Origin of the sequence: Streptomyces gilvosporeus, from assembly GCF_002082195.1 — a bacterium.
In the GTDB taxonomy this organism is placed as follows: Bacteria; Actinomycetota; Actinomycetes; order Streptomycetales; family Streptomycetaceae; genus Streptomyces; species Streptomyces gilvosporeus.
Genome location: NZ_CP020569.1, coordinates 7,709,772 through 7,725,652 on the forward strand (window position 1 = coordinate 7,709,772; position 15,881 = coordinate 7,725,652).

16 protein-coding genes are annotated in these 15,881 nt (G+C 73.3%); 6 read left to right on the forward strand and 10 right to left on the reverse strand.

Annotated features, from left to right (window positions below; all coding sequences use genetic code 11):
* The first annotated feature begins 72 nt into the window (after positions 1-72).
* Positions 73-1,338, forward strand: a complete 1,266-nt coding sequence (locus B1H19_RS34070) for a DUF4185 domain-containing protein (protein WP_083108744.1) — start codon at positions 73-75, stop codon at positions 1,336-1,338.
* Between the two features lie 49 nt (positions 1,339-1,387).
* Here the strand turns inward: B1H19_RS34070 and B1H19_RS34075 are convergent, their stop codons facing one another.
* From B1H19_RS34075 to B1H19_RS34085, 3 genes are read right to left on the reverse strand one after another with little or no spacing between them, the layout of a single operon-like run.
* A complete protein-coding gene (locus B1H19_RS34075) occupies positions 1,388-1,981 on the reverse strand; it encodes a GerMN domain-containing protein (protein WP_107426241.1) in 594 nt (197 codons plus the stop codon).
* Complete coding sequence (locus B1H19_RS34080; RefSeq protein WP_083108745.1) at positions 1,978-3,546, reverse strand: ATP-binding protein; 1,569 nt, start codon at positions 3,544-3,546, stop codon at positions 1,978-1,980. The genes B1H19_RS34075 and B1H19_RS34080 overlap by 4 nt, the downstream gene beginning before the upstream one ends.
* Positions 3,543-4,247: a response regulator transcription factor gene (locus B1H19_RS34085; protein ID WP_083108746.1), complete on the reverse strand. Its 705-nt coding sequence runs from the start codon at positions 4,245-4,247 to the stop codon at positions 3,543-3,545. The genes B1H19_RS34080 and B1H19_RS34085 overlap by 4 nt, the downstream gene beginning before the upstream one ends.
* A 146-nt stretch (positions 4,248-4,393) precedes the next feature.
* Here B1H19_RS34085 and B1H19_RS34090 point away from each other — a divergent pair, with 146 nt between their 5' ends.
* Positions 4,394-5,170: a polysaccharide deacetylase family protein gene (locus B1H19_RS34090; protein ID WP_083108747.1), complete on the forward strand. Its 777-nt coding sequence runs from the start codon at positions 4,394-4,396 to the stop codon at positions 5,168-5,170.
* 63 nt (positions 5,171-5,233) lie between these two features.
* Here the strand turns inward: B1H19_RS34090 and ssgD (B1H19_RS34095) are convergent, their stop codons facing one another.
* Entirely contained in the window at positions 5,234-5,647 is a 414-nt protein-coding gene (ssgD, locus tag B1H19_RS34095) for a spore wall synthesis regulator SsgD (RefSeq protein WP_083108748.1), read from the reverse strand.
* A gap of 206 nt (positions 5,648-5,853) precedes the next feature.
* Positions 5,854-7,119: a LuxR C-terminal-related transcriptional regulator gene (locus B1H19_RS34100; protein WP_083108749.1), complete on the reverse strand. Its 1,266-nt coding sequence runs from the start codon at positions 7,117-7,119 to the stop codon at positions 5,854-5,856.
* Between the two features lie 172 nt (positions 7,120-7,291).
* Here B1H19_RS34100 and B1H19_RS34105 point away from each other — a divergent pair, with 172 nt between their 5' ends.
* On the forward strand, positions 7,292-8,206 hold the full coding sequence (locus tag B1H19_RS34105) for an NADP-dependent oxidoreductase (protein WP_083108750.1): 915 nt from the start codon (positions 7,292-7,294) through the stop codon (positions 8,204-8,206).
* Here the strand turns inward: B1H19_RS34105 and B1H19_RS34110 are convergent.
* On the reverse strand, positions 8,193-9,803 hold the full coding sequence (locus B1H19_RS34110; protein WP_083108751.1) for a PH domain-containing protein: 1,611 nt from the start codon (positions 9,801-9,803) through the stop codon (positions 8,193-8,195). The two genes, B1H19_RS34105 and B1H19_RS34110, sit on opposite strands and share 14 nt — an antisense overlap.
* Entirely contained in the window at positions 9,800-10,318 is a 519-nt protein-coding gene (locus B1H19_RS34115) for a PH domain-containing protein (RefSeq protein ID WP_083108752.1), read from the reverse strand. The genes B1H19_RS34110 and B1H19_RS34115 overlap by 4 nt, the downstream gene beginning before the upstream one ends.
* Before the next feature lie 125 nt (positions 10,319-10,443).
* Between B1H19_RS34115 and B1H19_RS34120 the strand changes: the two genes are divergently transcribed.
* Positions 10,444-11,055 carry a TetR/AcrR family transcriptional regulator gene (locus B1H19_RS34120; RefSeq protein ID WP_083108753.1) on the forward strand — a complete coding sequence of 204 codons (612 nt, stop codon included), beginning with the start codon at positions 10,444-10,446 and terminating at the stop codon, positions 11,053-11,055.
* Positions 11,056-11,193: 138 nt separating this feature from the next.
* Here the strand turns inward: B1H19_RS34120 and ssgD (B1H19_RS34125) are convergent, their stop codons facing one another.
* Positions 11,194-11,607, reverse strand: a complete 414-nt coding sequence (gene ssgD / locus B1H19_RS34125) for a spore wall synthesis regulator SsgD (protein WP_083108754.1) — start codon at positions 11,605-11,607, stop codon at positions 11,194-11,196.
* A gap of 428 nt (positions 11,608-12,035) precedes the next feature.
* Between ssgD (B1H19_RS34125) and B1H19_RS34130 the strand changes: the two genes are divergently transcribed.
* The gene (locus tag B1H19_RS34130; protein ID WP_083108755.1) at positions 12,036-12,389 is read left to right on the forward strand and encodes a hypothetical protein; all 354 of its coding nucleotides are present in this window, start codon (positions 12,036-12,038) and stop codon (positions 12,387-12,389) included.
* 89 nt (positions 12,390-12,478) lie between these two features.
* Here B1H19_RS34130 and B1H19_RS34135 read toward each other — a convergent pair whose 3' ends face one another.
* Positions 12,479-12,985, reverse strand: a complete 507-nt coding sequence (locus B1H19_RS34135; RefSeq protein WP_083108756.1) for a MarR family winged helix-turn-helix transcriptional regulator — start codon at positions 12,983-12,985, stop codon at positions 12,479-12,481.
* Positions 12,986-13,280: 295 nt separating this feature from the next.
* Entirely contained in the window at positions 13,281-15,101 is a 1,821-nt protein-coding gene (locus tag B1H19_RS34140) for an FUSC family protein (RefSeq protein WP_083108757.1), read from the reverse strand.
* 87 nt (positions 15,102-15,188) lie between these two features.
* Between B1H19_RS34140 and B1H19_RS34145 the strand changes: the two genes are divergently transcribed.
* Positions 15,189-15,830 carry a TetR/AcrR family transcriptional regulator gene (locus B1H19_RS34145; protein WP_083108758.1) on the forward strand — a complete coding sequence of 214 codons (642 nt, stop codon included), beginning with the start codon at positions 15,189-15,191 and terminating at the stop codon, positions 15,828-15,830.
* Positions 15,831-15,881 lie beyond the last annotated feature (51 nt).

Below are 15,881 nucleotides of genomic sequence, written 5' to 3' on the forward strand. Positions count from 1 at the left end.
CGAGGCGGTTCAGTACGGTGGGCGCGGCACCCTGTCCACGCTCTCCAGGAGCAGGGGCCCCGGAGGAGCACGATGTCCAGGTCCCCGCTCGCCCGCACCGCGACCGCCGCCGCCCTGGCCCTGATCGCCGCCTTCCTGATGTGGGCGCTGCCCCGGTCCGGCTCCCCGGACCGCACGGCCGCCTGCACCGGACGCCGGATCGCCGGCTGGTCCCTCGATTCGGGATATAACGCAGCATTCGCCCGATACGGGGACGACAACACCCGCCTGGACGACTGGACCGGCGGCGACGGTACCCACTCGGTGCGGCTGCCCGACGGCCGGACGCTCTGGCTCTTCTCCGACACCTTTCTCGACCGGGTGCAGCCACCGCCCAACCCGCAGGGGCGGCCGTACCGCTGGCGCACCGCCGACCAGAGCGGCACCCCGTTTCTGTGGCACAACTCCCTTGTGGTGACGGACCGTTCGGGACGGCCGCAGCGCACCCTGACGGGGGGCACCCCCGCCGCACCGGGGCCGTACTTCCCCGACCCCCAGGGCGGCGGCTGGCGCTGGCCGGTGCGCGCGGGCGTGGAACCCCGTACGCCGGGCAGCCGCGAGCGGGTGGTCCGCGTCCTGCTGTGGAACCGCACGCCCGGGACGGGTCCATGGGTCTTCGGGGTGCCGCGCAGCACCGAGATCGCCACGCTCTCGCTGCCCGGTCTGCGGCTGGAGGGGATCTCCGAGGCCGTCGACCAGTCCGCCGTCGCCGACCCGGGTCGACGCGTCCTGTACGGGACCGCGGCGGTCAACGACGGCGCCTGGACCTATGTCTTCGGCGGCGACGATCCGCCGTCCGCCCCCGCCTCCAGCGCCTATCTGGCCCGGGTCCCCGCCGGACGGCTCGCCGACCGTGACCGCTGGCGGTTCTGGGACGGCGCCCGCTGGCAGCGGCGGGCCGACCGCGCCGCGCCGGTGCTGCGCGCGGGCGGGCGGCGCGGTGTGGGCAGCGCCTACAGCGTCGTGCGGGACGGGGGCACCTGGGTGCTGTTCACCATGGACGCCGCCGGCCGCGGCACGGCCGGACTGCGCACGATCACCAGCTACTGGTCCTGCTCACCCCGCGGCCCCTGGCACGGCCCCCACGGTCGCCTCACCCCGCCCAGGCCCGCCGCCGACCAGCCGCAGTACGTGGCCGCGTACAACCCACAGGCGCATCCCGAGCTCACCGCGCCCGGCGGGCGGCTGCTGCTCAGCTACGACGTCAACTGGCTCGGGCCGGGCCCGGCGGATCCCCAGGTCAACGGGAACGTGCAGCTCTACCGGCCGCGGTTCCTCAGGGTGCGGCTGACGCGGTGACGGGGGCAGCTCCCGTGCCGGGTGCGGGAGGTACCTCCACGCGGCGGCCTCAGCGCGCGGGTTTCTCCGGGCTCGGCTGGACCACCGGGAAGGCGTTGTTGCCGCCGCAGACCATCGGGCCGACGCGGACGCCGTCGCCCACGATCGTGACGGTGACCTCGCCCGGCGGCTTGTCGCCCGGGACCCGGGCATTGGCCGCCGTGCACACCAGTTGGTTGAGCGAGGCGGAGTCCAGCAGTTTGGCGTTCATGGGCAGCGTGAGGTGCACGGTGCCGCGGCCGGTGGTGGCGAGCAGCCGGCCGGGGAACTTCGGCAGCACACTGGACAGGCCGCGCTGGCGTTCGGCGTGGTTGGGGCCGTCCATCAGCAGATCGATGGCGCTCTGGGGATCGGCCGGGGCCTTGGCGGGACGGGTCGCCGAGCGCAGCCCGTTGGGGCCGTAGAAGAACAGCTGCACATCGGCGGTGGGCTGGCCGGGGGCCTTCACCCCGCTCGCCGGCTCCCCGGCGTCGATCACATCCGTCGGGGCGATACCGCAGCCGGTCAGCGCAACGGCCAGCGCACCGGTCAGCAGACCGCCCGCCAGGCAGGCCGCCGCGAGCCGCGCGGCCGGGCCGCCGAGGCGGGACATCAGGGCGTTCATCGGTCGTTCTCTTTCCCGGCGCCGGGACGGTCGCCGTCCGGGCCGCCGTCCCAGCCGTCGTCCCGGTCGCCGCCTTGGCAGCCGTCCGCCGTGCCGTGCTCCGCGGCCCGGTGCAGCGGCAGATCCACCGTGAAGACGGCGCCGCCCTCGGGGCAGTTGTCGGCGCGCAGCGTACCGCCGTGCAGCCGTACGTTCTCCAGCGCGATGGCCAGGCCCAGTCCGCTGCCCTCCGACCGGGCGCGGGCCGAATCGGCCTTGTAGAAGCGGTCGAAGACATGCGGCAGGACCTCGGGGTCGATCCCCGGGCCGCTGTCGGCGATCTCGATCAGCAGCCGGTCCGCGCCCGGCTCCGGGGCGTGCAGCACGACCCGGACCGGCTCCCCGCCGTGGTGCAGGGCGTTGCCGACCAGGTTGGCGACGACCACGTCCAGCCGCCGCGGATCCAGCCGGGCCCGTACGTCCGCCGGCAGATCGGCCGTCACCCGCTGTTGCCAGGCCCTGGCCTGAAGCGTCTTGCGGATGGTCTCGGCGACATCCACCTCGTCCAGATGCAGCGCCGCCGCGCCCGCATCGAACCGCGAGACCTCCATCAGGTCCTCCACCATCCGCGCCAGCTTGCCGGTCTCCTGGCTGATCAGCCGGACCGCGGAGGCGGTGTCGGGGTCGAGGGACGCGGCGTCCTCGTCCAGGACGTCGGTGACCGCGGTCATCGCCGCCAGCGGTGTGCGCAGCTCATGCGAGACATCGGCGGCGAACCGCCGGGAATTGGCCTCCAGTCGGCGCAGCTCGGCGACATTGCGCTCCAGCTCGGCGGCCATGTCGTTGAACGTCCGCGACAGATCGGCCAGTTCGTCGGTGCCCTTGGCCTCCAGCCGGGTGTCCAGTTTGCCCTCCGCCAGCCGGCCGGCCGCCTGCCGCAGCCGCCGTACCGGCCGCAGCACGCCCCGCGCGGCCAGCAGCGCCGGGACCATGGCCAGGCCCAGCACCGGCAGCGCACCGCCGCGCGCCGCGCTGACCAGCGCCTCGACGTTGGCCTCCTCGGCCTTCAGGGGCAGCTGCGCATAGACGGTCAGCGCGGAGGCGGTGCCGTCGGACTGCCGTACCGGCATCCCGATCAGCAGCCAGGGATCGCCGCCCCGGATGATGCGCTGGAAGACCGGCACATGGCGCTTCTCCACCGACTCGCGCAGCGCCGCCGGAACCACCACCCCGCCCTGGAGCGCGCTGTCCTCGCTGTCCGGGACCCCGCTGTAGTGCACCGAGATGTCCCAGTCCCGGGACGTGCCGGAGCGCTCCAGCTGCACCCGGAAGAAGTCCAGGTCCGCCTGGGACGGCGGCACGGTGAGCTCCGGCGCCAGCGAATTGATCTGGGCGCGCAGATCGTTGACGGCGATGTCCTGGGAGCGCTGGAGGATCGCGTTGCGGGCCTCGCGGTAGGTCAGGCCCGCGGTGGTCAGCGCGCTCACGGCGGCCACCAGCACGAACGCCACGACGAGCCGGGCGCGCAGACCGCGCAGCCGGGCGGGCACGAGTCGGGTGGGCAGCAGACGGCCCAGGCGGCTCACAGCGGCCCGAAGCGGTAACCGAAGCCGCGCACGGTCTGGACGTAACGGGGGCTGCGCGGGGTGTCCTCTATTTTGGTCCGCAGCCGCATGACACAGGCGTCCACCAGCCGCGCATCGCCGTGGTAGCTGTGCTCCCAGACGTGTTCCAGCAGCTGCTGGCGGCTGAAGACCTGCCCCGGAGTGGCCGACAGGAACAGCAGCAGCTTCATCTCCGACGGGGCCAGCGCCAGATCCTGGCCGTTCTTGGTGACGACCAGCCCGGCCCGGTCGATGGCCAGCTCCCCGTACGTCTCCACGGGCGCGGGCCCCGGTTCCGTACCGGTGTCGCCGTCGGCGGGCGGCGCCGTACGGCGCAGCACCGCACGGATGCGCGCCTCCAGGACTTCGCCCCGGGCCGGTTTGACGATGTAGTCGTCCGCACCGGCCTCCAGGCCCAGCACCACGTCCAGATCGTCGCCGCGGGCGGTGAGCATGATGATCGGCAGCTGCCGCTCGGCGCGGATCAGCCGGCAGATCTCGAAACCGTCCTTGCCGGGCAGCATCAGATCCAGCAGCACGATGTCCGGGCGGAACCCCGGCAGTGCCTCGAGCCCCTCCTCACCGCTGGCGGCGGCCGCCACCTCGTGGCCGCGACGCCGGAGCGCGAGAGTCACGCCGTCCCGTACGGCGGCGTCGTCCTCGATCAGAAGTACACGTGGCATGGGTCCAGTATCGAAGAGTTTCTTGATGAATCCGTAACAGGCGCAGCCTGCCCGTCTTTCCGTGCATCTGACGTGGTGAAGGCGGTGCGTCGACGGCACCACCGCCGACGTAGGCAGAACAGCTTCGCACGAGGGACGGGATTCACATGGGACGGCGGCGCTTCGGTATAGAGGGCGGGATCATCGGAGTGGTCGCGGCGGCGGCCGTGTCACTGACCACCGCGGGAATTCTCGCGTTCGTCCAGCCCGGTGCCACCGTGAAGGCCAGCGCCGATACCGTCGACTCGGCGGGCAAGGGGTCGGCGGCGCGGCGCGTCAAGGTGGACACGTCGATCGTGCACGCCTCGGACCGTCCCGGCCGCAGCCTGAACATCACCATCGACGACGGACCGGACCCGGTGTGGACCCCCAAGGTCCTCGACGTCCTCAAGAAGCACAACGTCAAGGCCACCTTCTGCATGATCGGCCCGCAGGCCGCGGCGCACCCCGACCTCGTCAAGCGAGTGGTGGCCGCCGGGCACAAGCTGTGCAACCACACCGTCAGCCACAACACCGCCATGGACCACCGCCCGGAGAGCTATCAGGCGGAGCAGATACTCGACGCCCAGAAGATGATCGAGAAGGCGTCGGGCGGCGCCCAGGTGGAGTACTACCGCGCCCCCGGCGGCGCCTTCACGCCCTACAGCCGCCGGCTCGCCGCCGACCACGGGATGCGGCCGCTGGGCTGGAACGTCGACAGCAAGGACTTCGAGAGCGGCAGCGTCGAGCGCATAGAGGCGACGGTGCACAGCGAGCTGCACCTCGGCCCGACGGTGCTCTTCCACGACGGCGGCGGCAACCGCGCCCGCACGGTGGCGTCGCTGGACCGGCTGCTGCCGTGGATGAAGCAGCAGGGGTACGGCTTCGGGTTCCCGCAGCGCTGACGGCCGGGGCTCCACACCGGGCGTCTTCCGGGCGGCTTCCGCAGCCGCCCGGAAGACGGCGTCTCAGGCCGCCCCGAACAGTTCCGTCAGCCCGCGCTCCACGGCCGCCTGCGCCCGCTCCCGGCCCGCCGGCACCACGTCGTAGGAGCGCGCGAGGAACAGCCGGACGTCCACGGTCCGCAGCTGCACCAGGGCCACGCCCTCATCCGCATGGAACTCCATCACCGTGCGCTCCGGTCCGCACGGCCGCACCCGCACATCGCCGCGCCCGGCCGGGCCGTACAGCCCCTCGGCCAGCAGGTCACGCGCGAACGCCCAGTCGACCGCGGCGCCGTCCAGCGAGATCTCCGGCGGGAACGTCATCCGTACGGCCAGCGGGTCGGCCGGCTCGTAGTGCAGCACCGCGGGCACCGCCTGCGGGCCGGGGGCGGTGGCGAGCAGGCGGACCTGGACGGCGTGGTCGATGACGCTGGGCATCGCGGCTGCTCCCTCACGGCTGGCGGTCGTGGTCACACGTCCCGGCTCGTTCAGTCAGTTCACTGAGTAGGACGGGCTCGTTCAGTCAGTTCACTGAGTAGGACGGCACTCCAGGGGCCGCCGTGCATGCACCGGAGGGGCGAAGTGTGTGAGGTATGTCATAGCGGTGGCGAGTCCGACCCTCTCTTGCGAGGCGGGGCCGACTCCTATGCCGCTGCATGGAACAGCGCTGCCGCCTCGCCCCGCGACTCCACACCCAGCTTGGTCAGGATGTTGGCGACATGGAACTTCACCGTCGACTGGCTGATGTGCAGTTCCTCCGCAATCGCCCGGTTACGCTGCCCCAGCGCCAGCCGCGCCAGCACCTGCAACTCCCGCTCGCCCAGCGCGGTGAGCGGATCGGGCGCCGGATCCTGGACGGCGCCCAGCGGAATCGTCGCCGTCACCGTGGAGCCCCACCCCGGCACCGCGTCCACGGCCAGTCGCCCGCCCAGCACATCGAGCCGTTCCTGCAACAGCCCGGCGGACAGGCGCCGCGCGGTCAGCGCGCCGGGCCCGTCGTCGCGCACCGTCGCGCGCAGTTCGCCGTCGGCGAGCCGCCAGCCCACATGCACCCGGCTCACCCCGTCCTGCTCCAGCACCGTCAGCAGCACCGCCCGCACCGTCGCCCGCGCCGTGTGCGCCACATCGGCGGCCACCGTCCGCGCCGACTCCGGCGCGCCCAGCTCCAGCCGTACGGGGCTGTAGCGCACCAGCGGCCGCAGCGAATCGGCGAGCCGGGCGAACGCCTGCCCGGCCGGCTCCTCGGCGATCTCCTGGTCCCGCTCCGCGTCCGCGCGCAGCTCCACCAGCGCCGCGACGGCCAGATCGGTGGCGGTGCCCCGGGCCGCCGCATCGTCCAGGGCCCGGCTGCGCAGCACCCCCAGCAGCCCGGTGAACGCGGCCGCATACGCCTCGCCCAGCTCGGCGATCACCCGCGCCCGGGTCCCGGCGGCGGTCCGCGAACGGGCCAGTGCACCGGGCACGGCCTCCGTCGCCAGCCGGTCGAAATGGCTGGTCACCACGTCCCACAGCGCCTGCGCCAGGGCGAGCACCGAGGCGTCGACGGGGGCCGCGCCGTCATCCCGTACGAGCAGCAGCACCGCGCCCCGCTGCGTCGCCTCGCTGGTCACCGCCAGCACCGGCCGGTCCGCGCCGGCCAGGGGGAGGGTGCCCTGCCAGGGCCGCCCCGGGGTGCCCGAAGCGAGCAGCGGTGCCAGGTCGGCGGTGGTGAGCCGGGCGGCGATCTCCGGATCGCCGTGCGTTTTGAACGGCGAGTGTGCGCAGTGCGTGGACAGTTCGGCCGCCGCGCGGTGCGGGACCAGCCCGGCCAGGACCGCGGAGAGTCGCGGCAGAACCTCGCCCAGGGGTTGGCGGATCACCTCGTACGCGGCGGTCAGGGCGGGGACGGCTCCGGGTCCGGTCAGCTCCATGACGGGCAGCGTAACCAGCCGGGCAGCGGCCGTTCCTGTCCTTTCGGCCAGGAGCAACTGTCCCTCTGACCGGGCGCAGGAGCCCGGCAGCCGGGCGAGGCTGAAGCCCTCGACCACCGCTTCCACCGCTTCCACCGCATCCCACGGGGAGATTGATATGCGAACGACCGATATGCGAGCGATCACCTACACCGAATTCGGCGGCCCGGACGTGCTCACCTACGGGCACACCGACATCCCGGAGCCCGCACCGGGCGAGATACGGGTGAAGGTGGTGGCCGTCGGCGTCAACCCGCTTGACTACAAGCGGCGTTACGGCTGGGTGGAGCAGCACTTCCCGACGACGTTCCCGGCCGTTCCGGGGCTGGAGTTCGCCGGGATCGTCGACGCGCTCGGCGAGGGCGCGAGCGGCCCGGCCGTCGGCGACGAGGTCTTCGGCTGGACCCGGACGGGCGCCTATGCGGAGTACGCCATCGCCGGAGACCTCGCCCGCAAGCCCGCCGAACTCTCCTTCGCGGCCGCCGCCGCGCTGCCGGTCGCCGGGGAGACCGCCCAGCGCGTCCTGGGCGAACTCGCCCTGAAGGAAGGGGAGACGCTGCTGCTGCACGGCGCCGCGGGGGCGGTCGGCCAGGTGGCCGTCCAGCTCGCGGTGGCCCTGGGCGCCACCGTGATCGGTACCGCGTCCCCGGCCAACCACGATTTCCTGCGCGCCCTGGGCGCGGTCCCGGTGGCCTACGGGGACGGCCTCGCCGACCGGGTGCGGGCGGCCGCACCGCAGGGCATCGATGCGGTCTTCGACGCGGCCGGCCAGAACGTGCTGCCGCTCTCCGTCGAGCTGCGCGGCGGCACGGCCGAGCGCATCGTCACCATCGCCGATACGAACGCCGCCGCGCACGGGGTGCCGTTCTCCGCGGGCGGCACGCCCCCCGAGGAGGCCCGCGCCGGGCTGGCCGCGCACGCCCGGCTGGCCGTCGAGGGCCGGCTGACCGTACCGGTCGTCGCGACCTTCCCGCTCGCCGACGCCGCCCGCGCGCAGGAGTTGAGCGAGGCGGGGCATGTGCGGGGCAAGCTGATCATCGAGATCTGAGCCCGGCCCGTGCGGCGTCCCGGCCTGCGTCCCCGGTGGGCTGCACCAGGAACTCCTCCAGGATTCCGGGGGCCGCCGCCGAGGCGAGGGCCGGGGCGTGCCGGGCGGCGAGGTCGGGGAGGCGATAGCCGTCCTCGCCCGCCGCGACCGCCGCGGTCAGCGTGACCAGCCCGGCCCGCCGGGTGAACGGCGAGGTGGTGAACGTCCAGCCGACGATCGCCGAGCGCTGGAGGGCCAGCGTGTCACGGCTGAATGTGCCCGCGCGGATGACCAGATGGCGGCCGCGCAGCGCATGGCCGAGGCTGCGGTAGGCGTCCCGGGCCAGCCACCGTACGGCGGCCGTGCTCAGCAGGGCGTAGATCCAGGCGCAGTGCAGCAGTACGGGCGTGAACGCGGCCCCGAGCGCGGCGAGGACGGCGGTGCCGGGGAGCACGGCCCACAGCAGACCGCGCGTACGGCGGCGACGCAGCGCGGCCCGCGGGTGCCGGACGAGCGCTTCCGACGCACCGGAAGTCCCCGGATCGGGCGCACCGGAAGTCCCCGACTCCGGTGCGGGAAAAGGTGATTGCAAGGCTCCACCCGCCACCCGTACCGCCTCCGCACGCGGCGCCGGCGGCAGCAGCGCGCTGCGTCGGCGGTTCTCCTCCCGGTCGCCGAGGCCCCCGGCCACCGCGCGGACCAGCGCGCCGCCGCCGGCCCGCAGCAGCAGCGGTTCGCGCAGCAACACGCCCCGCAGCCGGGCCCGTTCGATGGTGACGGAGCGCGGGGTCAGCAGCCCGTGGCTCACCCGCAGCGTGTGTGCGTCGGTCCACTCCAGGCGGTAGTTCCACCAGTTCTCGACGTAGAGGACGAGCGCGCCGGCCGAGCCGAGGGCGATGAGGCCCAGCAGCGCGGCCGGGACGGTCAGCCACAGCATGCCGGAGCCGAATGCGGCCCAGGCGCGCTGGACCAGGCCGATCTTCCAGGGCTCTATGCCGATGCCGTGCAGCGTCCGGTAGACCGCCCCGGCGACGACGAACACACCGCCGACGACCCAGAAGGTGAGCGGCGCATAGCGCAGCCAGCGCCGGTTGAACCGGGCCAGTACCGGGTCGTCGGCGGCCGCCCCGGCATCCGCACGGGCGAGCAACTCCGCGCGCAGCCGCTCCGCTTCGGCGGCCCGCAGCGCATCGAGCACCAGCGCGCCCGCCCCGTCGCCGGAGCCCGCCGTGCCGGCCCGCAGCACGGTGACACCCAGCAGCCGGTGCAGCGGAGTCGCCGTCACCTCCACGGTACGGATGCGGTGCAGCGGCACGCTCCGCAGCCGCCGCGTCAGCACTCCGCTGCGCAGTTCGAAGCGCTCGTCGGTGACACGGAAGTCCGTACGGGCCCAGCGGATCAGGCCGATCGCGGTGACCAGGGCGAAGGCCGCGGCGAGCGCGGCGAGGGTGAGCCATGCACCGGTGGTGATCCGCCCTCCGGTGGCCAGTGCCGTCAGCGCCAGCGATCCGAGCGGCGCGCCCATCCAGCCGCAGTGCACCAGCAGCGCACGGGGGGCGAGACGGCGCCAGGCGACGGCGTCGGAACGGTTGATGGCGACGGCGTCGGAACCGTTCATGCGGCGTCCCCCGGCACATCCTGGGCCGCCTCGCCGATCCGCCGGGACAGCTCCTCTGCGTCCGCGTCCGACAGTCCCGCGATCGTGATGTCGCCCGCGGTGGAGGCGGTGGTGACGGTCACCGTCGCCAGCCCGTACCGCCGCTGGAGCGGTCCGCGCACGGTGTCCACCGTCTGCACCCGCGACAGCGGCGCGATCCGCCGCTTCTGCCAGATCCAGCCGCCCGCCGCGTAGACCGCCCGCTCGCCCAACTCCCAGGCGTGCACCGCATACCGCCACCGCGGCATCGCCACGAGATAGCCGAGGGCCGGCAGCACCAGCACGACCAGCAGCAACGGCCCCAGCCACGGCAGCGCACCCGGGAAGAACAGCGCGCTGAGCACCGCCGGCACCAGCGCGGTGAGCAGCATCGGCCCGCTGACGGCGAGCAGCGCCTGCATGGTCCACCAGCGACGGGCCCGGGGATCGACACGATGACGGGGCGGGCGGAGGAGCGGGGTGGGGTACGCGGGCATGCGGCGTCACCAGTTTCCAAGTCAACTGTATTGAGTAGCGGTACGTTATAACAGTACGGCTGACTTGTAAAAGCGTGACGAGCCCGTGATCGTGACGAGCCCGCGAGGTGAGGAGGGGTGCGACCGTGCCCAAGAAGGTGGACCACGAGGCCCGACGCCAGGAAATCTCCGAGGCGCTCTGGCGGATCGCCCGCGCCCGGGGCCTGGAGGGCGCGAGTCTGCGCGATGTCGCCGCCGAGGCCGGCATCTCTCTCGGCCGGCTCCAGCACTACTTCCGCACCAAGGACGAGATGCTCGTCTTCGCCCTCGCCCACATCAATCAGATGGCCGAGGACCGCATCCGCGAGCGCATCGAGGCCCTCCCCGGAGACCCCACACCGCGCGAGGTGCTGCACGCCTGCCTGTGGGGGATGCTGCCGCTGGACGAGGAGAGCCGCACCGGCACCCTGGTCGGCGCCGCGTTCTTCCACCGGGCCGTCCATGACGAGGCTCTGCGCGCCGGCCCCAAGGACGGCATCCCCAAGCTCCGCGGCTTCTTCGCCGACCAGCTGCGCCGCGCCGCGGAGCGCGGCGAACTCCCGCCGGAGAGAGCCACCGAGGACGAGGCGATGCTCCTGATCAGCCTCGCCGACGGCCTCTCCACCTACCTGCTCCTGGACGTCCACGGCCCCGAGCAAGCCATGCATCTGATGGACCTGCATCTGTCGCGCCTCTTCGCCGACGACGCGACGCGCTGACCGCGCCTTGTGCAACGGGCGGTTGCCTAGGGGGAATTGCCTGCGGGGAGTTGTCTACCCACGGTTGCTTACGGGCAGTTGCTTACGGCCAGATGCTTACGGGCGGTTGCCTGCGGGCGGTTGCCTGCGGATGGTTGCTCACGCCTCGCGCAGCAGGTCGGCGAGATCCCCGTCGACATCCAGATGCCGCGCCTCGCCGCCCTTCTCCACGACCGCGTACGACCGGGACAGAAACAGCCGCAGGTCCCGCGCCGCGAACTGCACCACGGCCATCCCGCCGGCGGCATGGAACTCCACCACCGCACCGTCGATCCCGCACGGCCAGATCCGCACATCGCCCGCCCCGGCCGGTCGCCGCAGCCCCTCCGCCAGCAGATCGCGCCCGAACGTCCACACCACCTCGGCGCCGTCCAGCGAGGCGGCGGGCGGGAACGCGAGGTGCACCGCGAGGGGGTCGGTGCGGTCGTAGCGAAGGGCTGCCGGGATCGCCCGCGACTGCGGTGCGGCCGTGATGAGACGGGCCTGAACGGCTTGCTCGATGACGGTGGACATCGCCGGCTCCCCTGCGTTCGGTGTCGTTCGGTCGGTGTGGTTCCTTGGTCGTACAACGCATAGGACGCGCTGGACATCGCCATCGTGTACCGAATTCCTGCGTGACCTGCGTCACCAGGCTTCGAATGCGAGGATATGCCCTCTTTACACATGCGAAATGCAAGCATTGCCGCGAAGGTCCGAACTTATGTTTGCGTACCCCTGTGGCTGCTTTCCGCGTGGCCTGCCTTGCCCATGGGCCGTGGCCTGTCCTCCTCACGTGCGGTGGCCGGACGTCCCCGCGGGGGCCTGTGCCGGCCCTGACAAAGCCCCCGTCCGCGCCCGTCCCGTCTGAGATCCTGTCGTCCGACCGTCATGCGCCCGAGTGCCCCCGCGCCGTCGGCGGGCGCGCGCCGCGCATGTCACCGAAGGACCAAGGGGAGGCGGCTATGCCGTTCATCGGCGAAGTGTGGCGGGTGGAGCGAGGGGCGGAAGTGGTCGGGGAGATCACCGTCACCGAGGCCAACTTCCCCTGGTTGAACGGGAGGTTCGCGCCCGGCCCCGGCTATCCCGAACTACGGCCGCACTTCGTGCGGGAGTTGGAGCTGGTCGAGGCGGTCGACGAGGGGATGGACGACATGACGGCCTGGGAGGATGCCTACAACCGGGCTTGTGAGGGCGTCCGGTTGGTGGCGCCGACCGGGCCGGTGGCCGAGTTCCTGCTGCACATCGAGGACGATGCGGCGTGGTTCCGCTGGAACGAGGAGCCGTTCCCGAAGGACCTGGCGGACGGGGCGGTCTGAGTCCGGGTCGGGTCGCGTCCCGGGGGTGGCATGGGGTCCGGGGGATGCGGCCCGTCCGCTCCGCCGTTCCTCCGTCCGCCCCCCACGGCTCACTCCATCAGGCTGCCGAGCCGCCCCTCCAGCACCACCAGCAACTCGCCCAGCGCCACCGACAGTTCCTCCTGCCGCGCCTCGCCGATGCCTTCCAGCAACGCCGCCTCGTACCGCAGCTGTTCGGGCAGCAGCCGGTCGATGGTGTCGCGGCCCTCGTCGGTCAGGGAGAGATGGGCGACGCGGCGGTCCCGGTCGTCGGGCCGGCGGCCGATCAGACCGCGCGCCTCCAGCTGACGTACGCGTTTGGTGACCGCGGCCCCGGAGGCGAAGGTCTCGCGGGCGATCCGTCCGGGCGTCAGCTCGCGGTCCATGCGGCGCAGGGTGCCCAGGATGTCGAACTCGGGGCGGGTCAGCCCGGCCCGGCGCAGCGGCGCATCGGCCGCCTGCTGCAACAGCGCGGAACACCGGTTGAGCCGCCCGATCACCGCCATCGGGCCGGTGTCCAGCCCGGGGTGCACCTGCTGCCACTGGCGCAGCACCCCTGCGACGATGTCCTCGGCCACCCGCGCTCTCCTCTTCGACGTCGGTCCTGGTGACGGGCTCGGACCGCCCCCCCGATCGCGGCCCTGGCCACGGCTCCGACCTCGGCTCGGATCGCGGCCCCGACCATGGACTCATTGTGCCCGCCGTGCGCGGCCTCTCACGGGGTGCCCCTCTTGCGTTGCCCCTCGTGCGGCGGCTTGGGTGGGGCGGCTTTCGTGGGGTGCCCGCCGCCGGGCCGGGCGCGCGCCCGGATCCGTACGCCCGGCAGACGCCGCCGCGCCGCCCGGTCGCGCCCCGCCGCCCGGCGGTCCGCGGTCAGGCCGCCAACGCCGGGGCCTCCAGACGCCGTACGAGACCGGCCAGCGCACGGTGTCCGTCCCGCTCGGCGCGGGCGATGCGCTCCTCCGGCAGGGCCCGCTGCCACCACTCGCCAGCCGCCACCTCCACCGCCTCCCGCAGCTCCACCAGGGAACCCGCGAGCCGGTCGCGCGCCCACCCGGTCTCCCGCGCGTCGTCCGCACCGGGCGCGGGCGCCTCCGCGAGCAACCGGTACGCGGCGGCCTCCGCTTCCGCCACCCGTTCCAGCGCGACGTCGATACGGTCCGCGGCGCGCCGGTTGGTGACCAGCACGCAACAGGCCAGCCCCACCACCGCGCCCACCACGGTGTCGAGCCAGCGGTCGCCGATCAGCGTCGCCTCGGGCAGCCGGGCGCCGAACTCGGTCAGCAGCAGCGCCATGGGGGTGACCCAGAGCGACCCCAGCCAGTAGTTCCGCGTGATGCAGGCTTCGGCGCCGAACTGGCAGGCCAGCGCGAGCGCGATCATCGTGAGCGGGCCGGTGTGGATCAGCGGCAGCAGCACGGTGAACAGCACCAGGCCGAGCAGATTGCCGACCGTGCGCTGGAACGCCCGCTGCCACGACAGGGTGGTGTTGGCCTGGTAGATCGAGGCCGCGGTGACCACCGCCCAGTACGGATGCCCGACCCCGACCGCCAGCGAGGCCCAGCCGGCCAGCACACACCCCGCCGCCACCCGCGCCCCTATCGGCAGCAAAGGCGACCCGGGCGCGAGCCGCGCCAGTACGGCCCGCACGCCGCGCTGCGCACCGGGCGCGGGCTGCCGCAGGCCGGGCCCGGCCGGAACCGCCGTGCGCGGCGCCGCGCCGACGCCGGCCGGTCCCGCCCCCTCCGCCGCGACCCCATCGAGCTCCTCGGCCTGCGCCGCCGTCAACGGGACCTCCGGCAGCGGCCCGCCGCTCCGCAGCAGACGCGCCCACTCCCGGAGCCGCTCCGCCTCCGCCTCCGCCTCCGTCACGGCTTCCGCCCCGTCCCCGAGCGCCGATTCCGCCCGTACGAGCAGTCGTTCGAGGCCGGCGCGCGCCGCGGCCCGGGCGGGGGTGCGCACGGGGACGAGGAAGAGGGTGTGCCAGGCGGCGTTCACGGCGGCCGCGGTCGTATGCCGGGCGTGCGCCGCCCCGTCGCCCTCGGCGCCGGCGTCCGCCCGCGTGCGCAGCAGCCCGGCCGCGGCCTCCAGGGCGCGCGCCGTGGCGATCCGCTCCGGGCCCCGCGGCCGTACCAGGCCCGGCGCCATGCACACCAGCCAGGCGAGCGCGCCGGCGCCGAGCGCCAGGGCGATGTGCAGCGGCACCTGGCCGAGGCGCTGGGGCACAAAGAAGGCGGACGCCGAGACAAAGGTCGGGATGAGGTTGCCCGGCGGCCCGATGCGGGTCGCCTCGCACACCATCTTGTGCGCGGCGGCGAGCAGCGAGGCGAGCAGGACGAGGACGGCGGCCGAGGCCGTCAGCGACGCTGCGGTCAGCGCGATACCGAGGCTCGCGGCCATGCCCAGCACCACCCACAGCAGTGTGCGGGCGCGGGCGGCGTACGGCAGACCGTGCGCGTACAGGGCGCACAGCCCCCCTGCGGCGGTGTAGAGGATCAGATCCAGCCGCCCGAGCGCGTACAGCGTCAGATCGGGGACCGCCATGGCCACCACCGCGCTCAGCGCCGGTTTGTGCCAGATGTCCACGGGGCGGCGCAGCCGGACGGTGCTGCGGAGGGGCAGCGGACGGGCCCGCGCCCCGCCGTCGGGCGCGGTGGTCAGTGACTTCCCGGAGGGCTTGGCGTGCTTCCCCATGGCTAAAAGATTAGCAGGTGTTTTACTCGTGAAAGATGTGCCGAGGGGGAGGCCAGGGGCACTCGGCCGGGCAGCGACAATGTCCCTGTGCCCACAGCCAAGAGCAAGCAGAAGAAGACGCCGACGGCCGCGAACGCGTCCCCCGAGCGCCGCCGCGAACTGCTGGCCATCGCGGCAGAGGTATTCGCCGAGCAGGGCTACAACGCCACCACCGTCCGGCGCATCGCGGACGAGGCCGGCATGCTCGCGGGCAGCCTCTACTACCACTTCGATTCGAAGGAATCGATGGTGGACGAGATCCTCTCCACCTTCCTGACCGAGCTGTGGGAGGGCTACGACGCCGTCCTCGCCGCCGGCCTCGGGCCGAGGGAAACCATCGACGCCCTGGTCACCGAGTCCTTCCGGGAGATCGACCGCCACCGCGCCGCGGTCGCCATCTACCAGAAGGAGGCCCGGCAGCTCGCCGCCCAGCCGCGCTTCGGCTATCTCACCGACTCCCAGCGGAAGTTCGAGAAGGCATGGCTGGGCACCCTGGAACGCGGCGTCGCCGACGGCACCTTCCGCGCCGACCTCGACATCCGGCTCACCTACCGGTTCCTGCGCGACACCGTCTGGGTCGCCGCGAGCTGGTACCGCCCGGAGGGCCGGCACAGCCCCGAGGAGATCGCCCGGCAGTATGTGTCGATGGTGCTGGACGGCATCGCCGTACCGGCTGAGGTGCGCCGATGACGGCGTCAACGACAGCGCCGATCACGACGCTGTCGGGCCGTGCCCCGGGGA

What these genes read in the sequence shown, in the direction of transcription:
- B1H19_RS34085 (WP_083108746.1), bottom strand. Translation starts at nt 4,247, where the DNA reads ATGCCACGTGTACTTCTGATCGAGGACGACGCCGCCGTACGGGACGGC.
- B1H19_RS34130 (WP_083108755.1), top strand. Translation starts at nt 12,036, where the DNA reads ATGCCGTTCATCGGCGAAGTGTGGCGGGTGGAGCGAGGGGCGGAAGTG.
- B1H19_RS34140 (WP_083108757.1), bottom strand. Translation starts at nt 15,101, where the DNA reads ATGGGGAAGCACGCCAAGCCCTCCGGGAAGTCACTGACCACCGCGCCC.
- B1H19_RS34100 (WP_083108749.1), bottom strand. Translation starts at nt 7,119, where the DNA reads ATGGAGCTGACCGGACCCGGAGCCGTCCCCGCCCTGACCGCCGCGTAC.
- B1H19_RS34070 (WP_083108744.1), top strand. Translation starts at nt 73, where the DNA reads ATGTCCAGGTCCCCGCTCGCCCGCACCGCGACCGCCGCCGCCCTGGCC.
- B1H19_RS34110 (WP_083108751.1), bottom strand. Translation starts at nt 9,803, where the DNA reads ATGAACGGTTCCGACGCCGTCGCCATCAACCGTTCCGACGCCGTCGCC.
- B1H19_RS34105 (WP_083108750.1), top strand. Translation starts at nt 7,292, where the DNA reads ATGCGAGCGATCACCTACACCGAATTCGGCGGCCCGGACGTGCTCACC.
- B1H19_RS34075 (WP_107426241.1), bottom strand. Translation starts at nt 1,981, where the DNA reads ATGAACGCCCTGATGTCCCGCCTCGGCGGCCCGGCCGCGCGGCTCGCG.
- B1H19_RS34090 (WP_083108747.1), top strand. Translation starts at nt 4,394, where the DNA reads ATGGGACGGCGGCGCTTCGGTATAGAGGGCGGGATCATCGGAGTGGTC.
- ssgD (WP_083108754.1), bottom strand. Translation starts at nt 11,607, where the DNA reads ATGTCCACCGTCATCGAGCAAGCCGTTCAGGCCCGTCTCATCACGGCC.
- B1H19_RS34115 (WP_083108752.1), bottom strand. Translation starts at nt 10,318, where the DNA reads ATGCCCGCGTACCCCACCCCGCTCCTCCGCCCGCCCCGTCATCGTGTC.
- ssgD (WP_083108748.1), bottom strand. Translation starts at nt 5,647, where the DNA reads ATGCCCAGCGTCATCGACCACGCCGTCCAGGTCCGCCTGCTCGCCACC.